Below are 15,952 nucleotides of genomic sequence, written 5' to 3' on the forward strand. Positions count from 1 at the left end.
CTCGACGAGCTCGTCGAGCAGCACCCCGTTCGCCTGATGCGGTACGAAGTGGTCGACCTCGTCGAGCCGGGTGCCGTTACGGGCCGCCAGGGCGGCCAGCGCGGGGGGCACCTTCTCGGCGACGAACTCCCTTACCGCGCGCCCCTCCATCCGGAAGAACTGGCCGCCCTCACCGAGGGTGTCGGAGGACGCGGGCATCCTGCTGCCACCCGCTTCCACCCGGATGTAGCGGTGTGCGGAGCCATGGCTGGAGAGGTCGAAGTCGAGGATCCCGGTCTCGTCGGGCACCGGTCCGAGCACGGCCGCCCCGGCTCCGTCGCCGAAGAGTATGGCGGTGCGGCGGTCGGAGAAGTCGAGGATCCGCGAGTAGATGTCGGCCCCGATCACCAGGGCGTGGCTGCCGGGCCGTACGGCCAGCAGGCTGTGGGCGAGGGCGAGTCCGAAGACGAATCCGCTGCACACGACGTTCACGTCGAGACAGGCGGCCCGGTCGGCGCCCAGCGCGTTCTGCACCAGGTACGAGGTAGGAGGCTGAGGCGAGTCCCCGGTCGAAGTGGCGACGATGAGGTAGTCGATCTGCCCCGCCGTGATGCCGGCGCCCTTGAGCGCCTCCCCGGCGGCCCTCGTCGCCAGGTCGGACGTGGCCTCGTCGGGGGCCGCGTACCGGCGGGACACGATGTGCGTCTTGCGCTCGATCCACTCGGCGGTGACCCCGGCCGGTCCGGCCACGGCCTCGTTGCTGATCTCTTCCTTGGGCAGATAGGAGCCGGTCCCAAGGACACCGGCCGAGTGCTGTGTCACGTCGGTACGCCTTTCGCGCGGTGGTTCAGGCGGACAGGGACTGCAGGGGGCTGAGCCGGTCCTCGCCGATGCGCGCCCGCAGGGCGGTGTCGGTGATGCCGAGTCCGGGTTCCGGCGCCAGGCACAGGACGCCGACCTTGCCGATGTGCTGGTTCGTCTGCACCAGGCGGGCGGCTTCGCCGACCTCGTCGAGCGGGTGGACCGAGGAGAGGACGGGCACCAGATGACCGAGGCGGAACAGCCGGTTGCACTCCCACTGCTCCTGGAGGTTGGCCGAGTGGCTGCCCAGGATGCGTTTCAGGTTCATCCACAGGTAGCGGTTGTCGAACTCGTGCTGGTAGCCGGTGCTCGACCCGCAGGTGACGACCGTGCCGCCGCGTCGCACCACGAACACGGAGATGCCGAAGGTGGCCCGGCCGATGTAGTCGAAGACGACGTGCGGGTCCTCGCCCACGGCGTCGCGGATCGCCCGGCCCAGCCGTTTGCCGAGCTCGATGGTGGCCTCGGGGGTACGGGGGCTGTCCTCGCCGAGGCCGATCTCGGCCCGGTTGAGCACCACGTCGCAGCCGAGCCTGCGCAGTACCTCCGCCTTGGCCTCGGAGCTCACGACGCCGACGGGGATCCCACCGGCGTTCTTCACCAACTGCACCGCGAAGGCCCCGAGTCCACCGGTGGCGCCCCAGATCAGCACGATGTCGCCCTGTTTGATGCGGGCCCCGTGCTCACCGATGAGCATCCGGTACGCGGTTCCCGCGCAGAGGGTGGTGCTCGCGGCCTCCTCCCAGGTCAAGTGGGCCGGTTTGGGAAGGAGTTGGCTGGCCCGCACGAAGGTGTAGTGGGCGAGCCCGCCGAAGTTCGTCTCGAACCCCCAGATCCGCTGCTCGGCGCCGAGCATGCCGTCGCCGTGCGTCGCGGGTTCCTGGTCGTCGACGTACGAGCAGCTCACCACCGTGTGGTCGCCGGCCTTCCAGCGCCGTACGCCACTGCCCACCCGCACCACCACGCCGGCCGCGTCCGATCCCAGGACGTGGTACGGCAGGTCATGGCGGGCCGCGTGGCCGCCGGTCGCGGCGAACTTCTTCAGGAACCCGAAGGTGGAGACGGGTTCGAAGATCGCCGACCAGACGGTGTTGTAGTTGACGGAGCTCGCCATGACCGCGACCAGCACCTCGTCGGGTGCGAGCTCGGGCATCGGCACCTGGCCGACGCGCAGCGACTTGCGGACGTCCTTGTCCTCGGCCGCGCCGAACATGCCCACGTCCTCCGCCCGCAGATGGGCGGCGGTGTATTCCTGCGGCAGCGGGATGCGCTCCAACTGCTCGGGGGTCGCTCCCCCCACCACGGCCTCGGCCAGTGCGTCCACGCCATTCCTCCGTATCAGGGGAAGAAACCCCGGACAGGCGCCTGCAATTGAGTCGTGCGCAGGCTTTTTTCCGGTACTTCAATGCTGCACCGGACGGAGTTATTGATCCACCCCTAACCGCCCCCTGCCATGGCGCCGGGGACTCTAGGGGTTTTCGTAAAATGGCAGACGGAAAGCCCCTGCCGCCGCGTTGTCCGCGACGGCAGGGGCCTGGGGGGAGGAGGGTTGTCTTAGATTTTCTCGCCGTCCACCACATATTCGGCGACATTGTCGTAGAAAGCCAGATGCCCCTTGATCGGGCCGCTCTCCGGAGTCGGGTCGGGATAGCCCCAGGCCACATCGGGCCTGGTGACGGGCGTGTCACCGCCCGTGTAGGACCAGTACGAAGCGAACCCCTTGTAGGGGCATCCGGTGCGGGAGTCCGTGGGTTCGAAGAGCTCCATACGGATGTCTTCCTGCGGTACGTAGTAACGCACCGCATGACCCGTTTCGAAAAGGGCGACCGACTGGCGTGAATCGGCTACGAGTTTCCCGTCGATCCACACCTCCACATGCCGGCTGCTCCGCAATGCGTCCACCCGGTGTGCGGGGTCGCGCGGCGTCACGAAGATTTCTTCGTCCTCCTCGTACCAGTGGTCGATGACACCGTCCCGGAGAAACCACTCGAAGGCGATGTAATCGGCCAGCTCACCGGGTGGATAGGCCCATGCCGCATTCTCCACGGTGACGCCGTCGACGACCAGGTCGAAGAATTCCTTGCCGCCGGCGTCGGGTTCGCCGCCGGGCGGCCGGGCACTGGGCCTGAGGAGTTCGACGCGGACGTCCCGCTTCGGGAAGGCGTACAGCGGCACGTACTTGTCCGGATCCCTGACGAGGACCGGGTGCTTGCTGTCGACGACGGTGGTTCCGCTCTTGGTCCCGCGCACCCAGCGGGCGCTGGGCTCCCAGGTGAGCGTCGTGAACTGGGGCAACTTCCCAGGCCTTTCGCGTGAGGGGGAAACGACGGTGGATCGTGTGCGGGTCAGTCCGCGGTGACCGTCCAGTCGGGCGTCTCGGTGATCTCCAGTACGGCGCAGCCCAGGTAGAACCCGGCGCCGATGCCCGCCAGTACGACCTTGTCGCCGGGCCGGACCGCACCGGTCTCCAGGAGCCGGACGATCCCGGCCGCCTGGTCGCCTGCGCCCAGGTGGCCGACGGTGCGGCCCCAGTCCCAGGTGGTCCGCTCCTCCTCGATGCCGAAGTCCCGCTTGCGCAGCTCCCAGTCGACCACCCCGCGGCCGGCGAACGGGAACACCCAGCGGGCGATCTCGCCGCTGTCCACGCCGGCGTCCTTCAGCGCGGTCTGGATGGCCTCCTGCTGACGGGCGTTGACCGAGGCGATGAGTTCCCAGATGTCGATCCCCTGGTCCAGGTAGGCCTGGCGGTGCTTGCGGATGTCCACCGGCCAGCCGTCGGCGCCGCTGAGGTCGTGCAGCGGTCCCGGACCGCGGTAGAGCGCCTCGTGGGTGGTGTCGCTGACGATCGAGGTGGAGAGCAGCCTGGCCACTCCGGCGCCCCGGGTCAGTACCAGGGCAGTACCTCCGTCACCCCGCGGCAGCCCCTTGTCGGAGCGGTAGCGGTCGAAGGACGGGAGGCTGTAGCGGTCGGCGGTGGTGACGAGCGCCGAGGCCGGTCCGCGCTGGGCCGAGAGGTATCCGGCGGCCAGTTCCAGTGCGGCGAGGCCCCCGTTGGAGGCCTGCTTCACCTCGACCGCCGAGCCGTTCCCGCCGACCGTACGGCTCTGGATGTACGGCGCCGGGGACCAGTGGTCCGCGCCCTGGAAGCCGACGCTGGCGTGCACGACGAGTGCGAAGGAGTCGCGGTCCGCGCCGCTGCGCTCCAGCGCACGCTCCGCTGCTTGTACGGCCATGTCAGGCGGTGCGACGTCCGGTGCGACGCGCATGGCGAGGAAGTCGTCCTCCACCTGCTCCTCGGCGTCGTAACGGCCCTCGCTCACGGCGAGTTTGACGTCCTCCTTCTCCCCGAGCCAGACGGCGGCGCTGCTGAGGTACACGTCGTCCCAGATCATTTCCGTAACCCTTCCTACCGAGTGATGTGCTGCAGAACGGTGTTCAGCGCCTCACGGCGAGACTTCTGACGCGGCCGGCTTCGCCGCGGCGGGCAGCGTGACCGCCTCCGGGGCCGGTTCCGCTGCCGGGGCGGGGGGCGCCGGCTTCTTCAGTACGAGGACGACGAGCGCGGCGACGACCGTGATCGCCACGGCGACCCAGCCGGCCGTACGCAGCCCGTCGACGAGGTCGGCGCCCGACGCACGCGTCCCGGCGGTGGCGACGACGACGGCGACCACCACGGCGAGGCCCAGGGCGCCGCCGATCTGCCGGGTCGTGTTGGCCATCGCGGCGGCGACGCCCTGTTCGGCCGGCTGGACCCCGATGCCCGCGGCCGCGAACATCGGCGAGAAGGCGATGCCGCCGCCGAATCCCCAGACGAGCAGTCCGGGCAGGAGCGCCCAGTACGAGCTGTTCGCCGAGAACGCGGCGAACAGTCCTGCGGTGCCGACGGCGGTGATGAGCACGCCGACCACCAGAGTCCGCCTGATCCCCCACTTGTTGAGCAGCGGGGCGGTGATGCGCAGGGCGCTCACCATGGACAGGAGCGTCGGCGGCAGGAAGGCCAGGCCCGCCTGGAGCGCGCTGTAGCCGAGTGCGCTCTGCAGGTAGGTGGTCAGCAGGTAGTAGACGGCCGCGGTGGATCCCTGGAAGGCGAACGCCACGCCCATGGCCACCGCGAGACCGCGGTTGCGGAACATGCGCAGCGGTACGAGCGGCGCCTCGGTCCTGGACTCCACGAAGAGGAAGACCGCCAGCAGCAGTACGCCTGCCGCCACCGACCAGGCGCCCTGGAGCGAGGTCCAGCCCGCGTCGGGTCCCCTGACCGCACCGAACACGACCAGCGTGGATCCGAGCGTGGCGATCAGCGCCCCGGGCAGATCGAAGCCCTTGCGCTCGCCGCCGCCCGTGGTGTCGGTGGCGAACACCCGGACCGCGGCGAAGGCGGCGATCACGGCGAGGGGGACGTTCACGAAGAACACCCACTGCCAGCCGAGGTAGTTGGTGAGGAGCCCGCCGAGCAGTGCGCCCGCGGAGAGTCCGGCGCTGCCGGCCGCGCCCCAGGTCGCGAAGGCCTTGTTGCGCTCAGGGCCCGCGGCGAAGTTGCTGAAGATCAGCCGCTGGGTGGCGGGAGTCAGCAGCGCGCCTCCGATGCCCTGGACGGCGCGGGCGGCGATCAGCGTGCCGGGGTTGCCCGCGAAGCCGCCGACGAGGGAGGCGGCGGCGTACAGCAGCAGCCCGACGACGAAGACCCTGCGCTGCCCGAGCCGGTCGGCGGCACGGCCGCCGAAGAGCAGGAAGCCGCCGAGCACGACCACGTAGGCGCTGACCACCCATTGCAACGACTGTTCGGAGAAACCGACTTCGCTGCCGATGTCGGGCAGTGCGACATAGACGATGTTGAAATCGAGGGTGACGATGAACTGAGCGAGTCCCAGTAGCGCGAGCCTGAGCCCGTAGGACGATTGCGGGCGCACGGTGGATGCAACCACGGAAACTTCTCTTTCCTGTTCAGCAATGAGGCGGTGAAAGGTGTTCCACTTCATCGTGGTCGCACTCGGGGCCGCGCGGTAGAAGGCACTTTGATGTCACATAGGAACACCGGCGTAACGGAGACCAGCTCTCCGTTACGCCGGGTCCGGAATTCGGCTACTGTCCGTCGGACTTTCCGGGCGTACGGAGGAAGAGTCCGACCAGCAGCGCACCCGCCAGACACAGCACCGTGTCGACGCCGATCGCGGTGGTGATGCCGCCGAGCACGTTGTCGACGTTCTCGCCGCCGAGGGAGTTCATCCGGGCGGCGAACACGGCGCTCAGCACGGGGATGCCGAGGGTGATGCCGACCTGCTGCGTCATGGTCGTCAGACCGGTCGCCAGGCCCTGTTCGCGGTCGGGCAGTCCGGAGGTCGCGGTGACCATGAAGCCGACGATCGGCAGCAGGTTGGCGAAGCCGCCGACGAAGGTCGCCGCCAGCAGCAGGGCGATCCAGGAGGAGTCCTCGCCGAGCCAGATGAGGGAGAGGGTCGCGACGGCCTGCAGCAGGAAGCCGATCACGATCATCTTCTTGTTGCCGAGCTTCCCGAGGATCTTCGGCGAGCTCACCCCGCCGAGGAACGCCGCGACACCGAGCACGATGAAGGAGAGTCCTGCCTCCAGGGGGGTGTAGTGCAGGACGCGCTGCAGGTACAGGGTGAGCAGGAAGATCAGACCGGTCTGTGTCACGAAGGCCAGCAGGCCCGCGAAGTTGCCCCAGGCCACGGAGGACCTGCGCAGGATCGACACCGGTACCAGCGGCTCGGCGACCTTCCGCTCCACCAGCCAGAAGAGCACGAGCAGCACCACGCCGGCGACCAGCGGGATGACGGCCTGCGGGTCGCCCCAGGACTTCTGGCCCGCGGTGGTCAGTCCGTAGATGAGCGCCAGGAGTCCGAGCGTCACCAGGACCGCGCCGGGGAAGTCGAGCTTGCGCCGCTCCTCGGGCTTGCCCTCTTCGAGTACGGAGGGCGCGAGGATCAGGACGCCGAGGGCGATCGGCACATTGATGAAGAACGCCCAGCGCCAGCTCAGCAGGTCGGTGAGGATGCCGCCGAGGATGGCGCCGGTGGTGAAGCCCGCCGCGGCCAGGGACCCGTTGAGGCCGAGCGCCTTGGCGCGCAGCGGCCCCTCGGGGAACGAGGTGGTCAGCAGGGAGAGCGCGGCCGGGGTGACCGCCGCGGTGGCGAGGCCCTGGGCGACACGGGCGACGAGCAGCAGGGTCGGGGAGTTCGAGAGGCCGCCGGCCAGCGAGGCGACGGCGAGCAGTGCCATGCCCGCCTGGAAGAGCCTGCGGCGTCCGAAGAGGTCCGCGATCCGCCCGAAGAGGAGGGTGAAGCCCGCGGCGGCGAGTGCGAATCCGGTGGCGATCCACTGGAGGTTCGCCAGCGAGAACCCGACGTCGGCGCCGATGGTGGGCAGCGCGACGTTCAGTACCGAGAAGTCGACAGCGAGGGTGAAGTTCGCGGTGAGCAGCAGGGCCAGGGCGAGTCGTTGCCGCCCCGTCATCCGTACGGCAACCGCGGTGTCACCACCGACTGCCTGATCGACGCTAGTCATGCTGAAGGGTTCCTTCCAGGACGGGGCAGATGGTTCTGATCTGCACTGTCGCCCTGTGCGGGACGGTGTACCACTCCCTGTTCCGGGTAGTCAGCCGCTGCCTATCACTGACAGGGTCAGCCATCTCCGGGCCGGATCGGGGACCATGGGACCCATGGACTCCAACGCAGCCCTGGGCGAGTTCCTTCGCAGCCGGCGCAGCCGTATCAAGCCCGAGGACGTGGGCGTCGCCTCGTACGGCATGCGCCGGGTGCCCGGCCTGCGCCGTGAGGAGCTCGCGCAGCTGGCCGGGGTGAGCGTCACGTACTACACCCGGCTCGAGCAGGGGCAGAGCACCCGTGCGTCGGAGTCCGTGATCGAGAGTCTGGCGCGCGCGCTGAGCCTGAGCGAGGCCGAGCGTGCACATCTGCACGAGCTGGCCCGCCCCGCGCCGTCCCGGCCGCGCAAGCCCGCGAAGCCCGCGCGTGCACGGCAGGGGCTGCGGCTGCTGCTCGACGCGGTGGGTGACGTCCCGGCGATCGTCCTCGGCGTACGGCACGAGATCCTGGCCTGGAACCCGCTGGGCCATCTGCTGCTCGCCGGCCATCTGGACGCGGCGGCGCCGTCCCGTGCGGCGGACCGGCCGAACCTCACCAGGATGCTGTTCCTCGACCCGCACTCCCGTGATCTGTACGTACGCTGGCAGGACGAGGCGCGGTGCGCGGTCGCGGCGCTCAGGGTGATCGTCGGCCGGCACCGTGACGACCCGGAGCTGGTCGATCTCGTCGGCGAACTCTCCATGAACAGCACCGAGTTCACCATGCTCTGGTCCAAGCACACGATCGCCAGCCATGTGGCGGGCATCAAGCAGTTCCAGCACCCGGAGGTCGGCGCCCTCGAACTGCGTTACGAGAGCCTGCTGTTGCCCGACGATTCGGGGCACCGCGTCCTGATGTACTTCGCCGACAGGGGCACCCCTTCGGAGGCCGCGCTGCAACTCCTGCAGAGCAGGTCGAATAGCGCAGCGGACGCGTCCGTGTCGACCCCTGTTCCGGAATGGAAATAGGGGTTTCGGGGGCCCGTTGAATTCCGGGACAATCCCGTCATGCTCCCAAGACGCTTGGCCGCGGTATTACTGTCCATGGCGCTGGCGCTGCTTGTCGCTGCCGCGCCCGAACCGCCTGAAACGCCCGCCGTAAAAAAGCGGGAGGCGATCACCACGTCCAACGTGGCGAAATTGAAGACCAAATGGGTATTCACCGCCACGGACGACGTACAGGTCACACCCGCCGTCCGCGACGGCATCACCTATTTCTCGGACTACGGCGGTTATGTCTATGCCGTCAAGGCGTCCACGGGGGCGCTGATCTGGAAGGGGTACGTACCCGACTACACCGGATCCCCCAACGCCATCGCCCGCACCAACCCGGTCGTCTCGGGCGACCTGCTGATCCTGGGCGACAACCACAAGATCTGGAAGCCGCACCAGGGCGCGCATCTGTTCGCCCTGAACCGCTGGACGGGCCGCCTGGTGTGGAACACCCAGGTCGATGCGCACGAGGCCGCGGTGATCACCGCGGACCCCGTGGTGCGGGGTTCGAGGATCTACGCCGGCGTCTCCTCCATCGAGGAGGGCTACGCCTCCAGCGCCGGCTACAAGTGCTGCACCTTCCGCGGCAGCGTGGTCTCCGTGGACCTGCGCACCGGGCGCCTCATCTGGCAGACGCACACACTGCCCTCCCGTCTGGTGACGGCCTGCACCGCCACCGACTGCGGGTACAGCGGCAACGCCGTGTGGTCCAAGCCGGTCGTCGATCCCGCGACCGGGACCCTCTACACCGCGACGGGCAACAACTACACCGTGCCCGAATCGGTGGAGGCGTGCGTCAGGAAGGCCCTGGAGGACAAGGTCTCCTTCGACCACTGCAGCGATCCCGAGAACCTCCAGGAGACGGTGCTCGCCCTCGATCTGGACACCGGCCGCGTCAAGTGGTCGCACCGCGTGTCCGGTTACGACGCGTGGATCGTGGCCTGCCCGGAGGACCCGGTCTCCTGGTGCCCCGACCCCGGCGGCGAGGACTTCGACTTCGGCAGCGGGCCCGATCTCTTCCGTATCCACGACAAGAGAGGGAGCCGCAAGGTCGTGGGCGTCGGCCAGAAGAGCGGCGTCTACTGGGCGTTCGACGCCAAGAACGGGTCACTGGTCTGGAAGACCCTGGTCGGTCCCGGCTCGCTGTACGGCGGGATCATGCACGGCACCACCGTCGACGACAAGCGCATCTACATGCCGATCGGCAATGTGGACCGCAAGCCGTACGTCCTGCAGCCCTCCGGCAGGACGGCCACAGCGGGTTCCTGGAGCGCCCTGGACAAGAACACCGGCAAGATCCTCTGGCAGACCGCCGACCCGGGCCCGCGGGTGCCCTTCGACATCGGCAAGCCGACGGTCACGGGCGGCGTGGTGTTCGTCGGGTCGCAGGACCCGGACAAGAACAACATGTACGCACTCGACGCCAGGACCGGGAAGATCCTCTGGGGCTTCCCGAGCGGCGGGTCGGTCGGCCGCGGCCCGGCCGTCGTGGACGGCACCGTCTACTGGGGATCCGGCTACACGCTCGCCAAGATCCTCTTCGGCGGTGCCTCCAACAACAAGCTCTACGCCTTCTCCGTGAACGGCCGCTGAACGACGGCCTACCGGCCGAGCCCGGCCGCGACCAGATCCGCCTCCGACGCCAGCCCGGCGTGGTAGAGGCGCAGTTCGGTCGCACCGAGCCCGGCTGCGCGGGCGGCGTCCGCCGTCAGCGTGGCCGGGCTGCCGCCCATTCCGGAGACGACCGTGAAGTTGGCCGCCAGGACCGTCCCCTCGGTGGCGTGCTCGGCGAACGGGGCGAGCAGGGAGGTCCCCCCGGCGCAGGGCACGACCACACCGTCGGCGACGGAGAGGATGTGAGCCGCGTCCACACCGGCGTTGGCGCCGCAGTGGTACGGGACGGGGTCCGCGTGCAGCAGGACCTGGAAGCCGGGGTCGGCGGCGGTACGTACGGCCGCCACGGCCTCCTCCTGGAGCGAACGCGCGGTCCTGGTACGCCAGTCGAGCGTGGCGGCGGCGAGGTCGGCGCCGAGAAGCTTCTCGATCGCGGGCCGGCCTGCCTCGGAGCTGCCGGAGGACCAGACGGGGTCGAGTGCGCGGCGGACAGCGCTCCTCAACTCGTCCTCCCCTACGCCCAGTTCCGCGTAACCGGCGACGCAGGCAGCACAGAAGCAGAGCGACATCAGATACTGGGCCGCGTCCCCGAGTCCCACGCCCGCGATCTTGTCGTGGGCGTGCAGATGCGCGAGCCCGTACCAGCCGAGCGACTCCAGCTCGGTGCCGCCGGCCCCGGGACGTACGGCCGCCTCCGCCGCCAGGTCGACGAGGTAGGCGCGGGTGGCGCTCTGGGCGATGCAGGGGGCCCAGGGGTAGCGGTCGCCGTAGGCGTTGACCACAGAGGTGGCCGGATGTTCGGCGCCCAGGCGGGAGTTGTGCGCCAGGACGACCCAGGTGTGCACGTCGAGCCCGGCGCCGGCGAGCGCGGCGGCCGCCTCGCCGTACGGGTCGGCGGCCGGGGCCCAGGAGCCCGCGGCGTACGGGCGCAGCTCACGGCCCGCCCAGCGCTCGGCGGAGGCCGGATACAGGACCGACGCGTGCTCCGCGGTGACGATCCGGTGGAGCGGATGGCGCGGGGTCAGGGCGCGTGTGGAGTGGTACGCGGAGGCGAGGGTGACCTGCTGGATGCCGAGATCCGCGATACGGGCGGCGGCGTCCGGGTCGCCGACGACGTCCCAGGGGTAGACGAAGGCCGAGGTCTTCACGCGGAGGCCCCCGAACCGAGAACCGCGCGCCCGTTGGCGATGATCGCGCTGAGCTGCCTGACATGGTCGGCAGTGGGCTCGCTCAGCGGCGGGCGCACCTCGCCGACGTCCAGGCCGCCGAGCCGCACGCCCGCCTTGACCAGTGAAACGGCGTATCCGCGGCCCTGGTTGCGCAGTTCCACGAGCGGCCGGTAGAAGGCGTCCAGGAGGCGGTTGGCCGTCTCGTCGTCGTACGAGTTCAGCGCCTTGTGGAAGGCGAGCGCGATGTCGGGCGCGAAGCAGAAGACGGCCGAGGAGTAGAGCGTGATGCCGAGCGACCGGTAGGCGAGGCCGGTGAGTTCGGCGGTGGGCAGCCCGTTGAAGTACAGGAACGGGTGGCCGGGCAGCTCGGTCCTTACGGCACTGACGATGCGCTGCATCAGGTCGAGGTCGCCGTGGCCGTCCTTGAGGCCGATGATCCTTTCGACCTGGGCGAGCGCGACGACGGTCTCGGGGGTGAAGACAGCGTTGTCGCGCTGGTAGACGATGGTGTCCAGGGAGGTGGCCTCGGCGAGCGCGGTGTAGTGGCGCAGCAGCCCGTCCTGGTCGGCGACGACGAGGTAAGGGGGCATCGCGAGCAGCCCGTCGGCCCCGGCGGCCTCGGCGGTCTTCGCGTACTGGATGGCAAGCGCCGTACCGTAACCCGCACCCGCGACGACGGGCACCCGGCCAGCGGCCTCCTCGACAGCGGCGGCGACGAGCGCGCCGAACTCTTCCTGGGTCAGCGCGTGGAACTCGCCCGTGCCGCAGCAGGCGAAGACCGCCGCCGCACCGGCGTCGACACCGCTCCTCACATGCGCACGGAAGGCGTCGAGGTCGATGGAGCCGTCCGGCCCGTACGCGGTGACGGGAAAGAACAGCAGACCATCAAGTCGGCCGGCGAGGGCTGAGGACACGGGCGCTCCCTGGGGCATCCAGTCGTGCACAGTTCTGATCAGTGTTTATATTCTTGAACACAGCCACGCTAAGCCAGCACCATGCAGCCGGTCAAGACGAGAAACGGCAAGACGGACGTGGAATCCGAGGCTCCGCGCGACACTTGACGGGGCTTGGTGAGGCTCCCTAGTTTGTCCATGGATGTGAATTGCGTCCATGGACGCAGCCGAAATTTATGCCGCCAGTCGAGCTTCATCGAGGAGAGTCCCGCCCATGCCCGCTCCCCGCACCATCCTGCTCACCGGAGCCGCCGGCGGCCTCGGCACCCTGATGCGGGGGCTGCTTCCCGCCTACGGGTACGAACTCCGCCTCTTCGACGTCACCCCGATCGAGGGCGAGCCGACCGCGATCTGCGCCGACCTCGCCGACAAGGACGCGCTGCGCGAGGCCGTCCGCGGTGTCGACGCCGTCATCCACCTCGCGGGCATCTCGCTGGAATCCACCTTCGACAAGATCCTCGCCGCCAACATCGAGGGCACGTACAACCTCTACGAGGCGGCCCGCGCCGAGGGCTCCGTACGGATCATCAACGCCTCCTCGAACCACGCGGTCGGCTACACCCCCGCCCCGCTCGACGGCGGGCCGCTGATCCCGATCGACACCCCGCGCCGCCCGGACACGTTCTACGGCCTCTCTAAGTGCTTCGGCGAGGACCTCGCCCAGCTCTACTGGGACAAGTTCGGCCAGGAGACGGTCTCGGTGCGCATCGGCTCCTGCTTCATGGAGCCGTCGTCGGTGCGGATGCTCTCGGTCTGGATGAGCCCGGGAGACGGCGCCCGCCTCTTCCACGCGGCGCTGACCGCCGAGGACGTACAGCACTCGGTCGTGTACGGGTCCTCCGCCAACACCCGCCTGTGGTGGGACCTCACCTCGGCCAAGGCGCTGGGCTACGAGCCCCGGGACGACTCCGAGCAGTACGCCGAGAAGATCATCGCCGAGCAGGGCGAACTCGACCGCTCGAACCCCGCCCACGTCCACCTCGGCGGCCCCTTCCTCACCGACCCGCCGATCTGGCCGTACTGATACGGGCATCGGACGGGCCTTTGTCGTGCCCGGACGGGCACACCGTCCCAGGTGGAGCGCCCGCACCCGCCCCCGGATCGGTCATAAACGGGCAGGATCGCGCCCGCCGCCCCGCCTGTTCATCCCCTGCCACCGGCGGTAGAACTCTCCACACGGGGCCGGAACGGGCAGTCCGCGAGAAAGAGGGAGGTACAGGTGGAGTGAGTACGGAAGCGCGCCGACGCGAAATCGTCCACATCGCAGGACAGTCGGGCTCCGTCGATGGCGCCGCCCTCGCCGTCCGACTCGACGTCGCCCGGGAGACGGTGCGCCGAGATCTCCGCGCGCTGGAGAACCACGGCCTGGTCCGCAGGACGCACGGCGGCGCATTAGGAGCCTGACCAGAGTTGGTTGGCCCGCCAGTAGTGCCGTGTCAGGCTGTCCGACTGCTGTCGCCGTCGCTGGAAAGCGACTTCTCTTGTGGGAGTTGATCTGTTTGGTCACGGCGGCCTTGGGAGGGAGGGGTTGATCACTTTATGGCGGAACTCGGTCATGAAGATCAAGCGAACGTGCAGCACGAAGTCGCAGTGCTGGTCACTTCTGATCTTCTGGCCCTCACCCATAAATCTCGTATGTAAGTTCGTAGCCATGCAGCTCCGGTACAGCTTCAGGTTGTACCCGGAGCCCGGCCAGGCCCGTGCGCGGGCGCGGGCGTTCGGGTGCGCGCGGGTCGTGTTCAACGACGCGGTGCGCGCCCGTCGTGACGCCCACGCGGCCGGTCTGCCCTTCCCAACACTGGGGCTGCTGTCGAGTGGTTTTGGTCACCGAGGCGAAGAGGCGCCCGGAGCGCTCCTGGCTGGGTGAGGTTTCCAGTGTGGTGCTCCAGCAGTCCCTGCGGGACGTGGAGTCTGCCTACCGCGCGTTCTTCGCCTCCCTCAAGGGCGAGCGCATGGGCCCCAAAGTTGCTGAGCCGCGGTTCAAGTCGGCCAAGGAGTCCCGGCAGGCCATCCGGTTCACCGCGAACGCCCGATGGTCGATCACCGGTGGCGGACGCCTGAACCTTCCCAAGATCGGGGCGGTGAAGGCCGCCTGGTCCCGGACCCTGCCCTCCGTTCCCTCCAGCGTCACGGTGATCAAGGACAGTGCGGGCCGGTACTTCGCGTCGTTCGTCATCGAGACCGACCCGGCCACCGACACCGCATCGATGCCCGACAGTGACCAGTCCGTCGGCATCGATCTGGGACTCACCCATTTCGCGGTCCTGTCCGACGGCACGAAGATCAGTTCGCCGCGGTTCCTGCGCCGGGCGGAGAAGAAACTCAAGAAGGCGCAGCGGGATCTGTCCCGCAAAGAGAAGGGGTCGAAGAACCGGGCGAAGGCCCGGGCGAAGGTAGCCCGAGCTCATGCACAAGTGGCCGACGCACGCCACGAGTTCCACCACCAGCTCTCCACGAAGCTGATCCGCGAGAACCAAGCGATCGCCGTGGAAGACCTGTCGGTGAAGGGACTCGCGCGCACCAGACTGGCCAAGAGTGTGCATGATGCGGGCTGGAGCAGCTTTGTGAACATGCTCCAGTACAAAGCGGCACGGTATGGGCGGACCTTCATCAAGATCGACCGGTTCGAGCCGACCACCCAGGTCTGCTCCGCCTGCGGCCTCAACAACGGGCCCAAACCGCTCGACGTCCGGGAATGGATCTGTACCGCCTGCGGTGCGGTCCACGACCGGGACCACAACGCTGCGATCAATGTGAAAACGGCCGCCGGACTGGCGGTGACAGCCTGCGGAGCGAGGGTCAGACCAGGAGCAATCCCGGCACCACGCGAAGAAACAGGAAGCCACGGAACCTCCACCACAAGCCGTGCCGCGCAGCGGCACAGCACCCAGTAGAGATGGCCAGAATCCCCGCCCCTCAGGGTGGGGAGCATGTCAATGCCGCCTGGGCCACAACAACATGTGCGAGCGCTGGGCGGCGATCGGAGTGACGACGGCGGGCGGCGCGGCCGATCACGCGGTGGCCCCCGCGGCCAACTGCGTCAAGCTCCCCGACCACATCGCCACGCAGGACGCGGCCCTGATCGAACCGCTCTCCTGCGCGGTACGCGGCTACGACGTCCTGCGCACCCAGCTTGCCGCGCACGTCCTGATCTACGGCTCGGGAACGATGGGCCTGATGATGCTGGAACTGGCGAAACGGACGGGCGCGGCGAGCGTGGACGTCATCGACCTGAACACGGACCGCCTGGCCACGGCGCGCACACTCGGCTGCACATCAACGGCGACGTCGGCGGAGGAACTGTCGCGTGCGGGCCGGGGCTGGGACGTGGTGATCGACGCGACGGGCAACGCGGCGGCGATCCAGGACGGCCTGAACCGGGTCGCCAAAGCCGGTACGTACCTTCAGTTCGGCGTGGCGGACTACGCGACGCGCGCCACGATCGACCCGTACAAGATCTACAACCGGGAGATCACGATCACCGGCTCGATGGCGGTCCTGCACAGCTACGCGCGGGCGGCCGATCTCTTCGCGACGGGCGTCCTGGACCCCGCGGTCTTCATCAGCGACCGGCTTCCCCTCGCCGAGTACCCGACGACCCTTGACCGCTTCAGCTCGGGCCTGGGGCGGAAAATAGTCGTCACGCCGTCTCCCTGAGCGGCTACCTTCCCTGGCATGCCCAGACCACACGGATTCGCCTACACCCAACGGCCCGACGGCACGGTGCTGATCACCCACCAGGGCCGCGCGGCAGGCACGCTGCGCGGCCCTGGTGGGTGATC

11 protein-coding genes and 3 pseudogenes are annotated in these 15,952 nt (G+C 68.9%); 6 read left to right on the forward strand and 8 right to left on the reverse strand.

The annotated features are described in order from the left end of the window. From J0695_RS20435 to J0695_RS20460, 6 genes are all read right to left on the reverse strand, one after another. Positions 1–801 (reverse strand): 3-oxoacyl-ACP synthase III family protein (locus J0695_RS20435; protein ID WP_206963559.1); only part of this gene is annotated, 801 nt, incomplete at its 3' end. Positions 802–826: 25 nt separating this feature from the next. Beyond that, positions 827–2,164, reverse strand: coding sequence for a crotonyl-CoA carboxylase/reductase (ccrA, locus tag J0695_RS20440; protein ID WP_206963560.1), 1,338 nt, complete (start codon positions 2,162–2,164; stop codon positions 827–829). A gap of 230 nt (positions 2,165–2,394) precedes the next feature. Continuing rightward, the gene (locus J0695_RS20445) at positions 2,395–3,135 is read right to left on the reverse strand and encodes a DUF427 domain-containing protein (RefSeq protein ID WP_206963561.1); all 741 of its coding nucleotides are present in this window, start codon (positions 3,133–3,135) and stop codon (positions 2,395–2,397) included. Positions 3,136–3,185: 50 nt separating this feature from the next. Then, on the reverse strand, positions 3,186–4,232 hold the full coding sequence (locus tag J0695_RS20450; RefSeq protein WP_206963562.1) for a ketoacyl-ACP synthase III family protein: 1,047 nt from the start codon (positions 4,230–4,232) through the stop codon (positions 3,186–3,188). 51 nt (positions 4,233–4,283) lie between these two features. After that, positions 4,284–5,765 carry an MFS transporter gene (locus J0695_RS20455; RefSeq protein WP_307798700.1) on the reverse strand — a complete coding sequence of 494 codons (1,482 nt, stop codon included), beginning with the start codon at positions 5,763–5,765 and terminating at the stop codon, positions 4,284–4,286. Between the two features lie 157 nt (positions 5,766–5,922). Beyond that, on the reverse strand, positions 5,923–7,365 hold the full coding sequence (locus J0695_RS20460; RefSeq protein WP_206963564.1) for an MFS transporter: 1,443 nt from the start codon (positions 7,363–7,365) through the stop codon (positions 5,923–5,925). A gap of 154 nt (positions 7,366–7,519) precedes the next feature. Here J0695_RS20460 and J0695_RS20465 point away from each other — a divergent pair, with 154 nt between their 5' ends. Continuing rightward, entirely contained in the window at positions 7,520–8,410 is an 891-nt protein-coding gene (locus J0695_RS20465; RefSeq protein ID WP_206963565.1) for a helix-turn-helix transcriptional regulator, read from the forward strand. 39 nt (positions 8,411–8,449) lie between these two features. Continuing rightward, complete coding sequence (locus J0695_RS20470; RefSeq protein WP_206963566.1) at positions 8,450–10,027, forward strand: outer membrane protein assembly factor BamB family protein; 1,578 nt, start codon at positions 8,450–8,452, stop codon at positions 10,025–10,027. Positions 10,028–10,035: 8 nt separating this feature from the next. On the opposite strand, the gene J0695_RS20475 is transcribed toward J0695_RS20470, so the two are convergent. Then, positions 10,036–11,196, reverse strand: coding sequence for a hypothetical protein (locus tag J0695_RS20475; protein ID WP_206963567.1), 1,161 nt, complete (start codon positions 11,194–11,196; stop codon positions 10,036–10,038). After that, complete coding sequence (locus tag J0695_RS20480) at positions 11,193–12,131, reverse strand: 5-dehydro-4-deoxyglucarate dehydratase (protein ID WP_307798701.1); 939 nt, start codon at positions 12,129–12,131, stop codon at positions 11,193–11,195. Before J0695_RS20480 ends, J0695_RS20475 begins: the two co-directional genes overlap by 4 nt. Positions 12,132–12,384: 253 nt before the next feature. On the opposite strand from J0695_RS20480, the gene J0695_RS20485 reads away from it, so the two are divergent. From J0695_RS20485 to J0695_RS20500, 4 genes and pseudogenes are all read left to right on the forward strand, one after another. Continuing rightward, on the forward strand, positions 12,385–13,194 hold the full coding sequence (locus tag J0695_RS20485; RefSeq protein ID WP_206963569.1) for an NAD-dependent epimerase/dehydratase family protein: 810 nt from the start codon (positions 12,385–12,387) through the stop codon (positions 13,192–13,194). Positions 13,195–13,394: 200 nt separating this feature from the next. Next, a pseudogene (locus J0695_RS20490) lies at positions 13,395–13,562 on the forward strand (DeoR family transcriptional regulator); the annotation flags it as partial. Between the two features lie 259 nt (positions 13,563–13,821). Then, positions 13,822–15,064 (forward strand): annotated as a pseudogene (locus tag J0695_RS20495) (RNA-guided endonuclease InsQ/TnpB family protein). Positions 15,065–15,107: 43 nt separating this feature from the next. Next, positions 15,108–15,827 (forward strand): annotated as a pseudogene (locus J0695_RS20500) (zinc-binding dehydrogenase); the annotation flags it as partial. Positions 15,828–15,952 lie beyond the last annotated feature (125 nt).

It is taken from the genome of Streptomyces beijiangensis (genome assembly GCF_017315755.1).
In the GTDB taxonomy this organism is placed as follows: domain Bacteria; phylum Actinomycetota; class Actinomycetes; order Streptomycetales; family Streptomycetaceae; genus Streptomyces; species Streptomyces beijiangensis.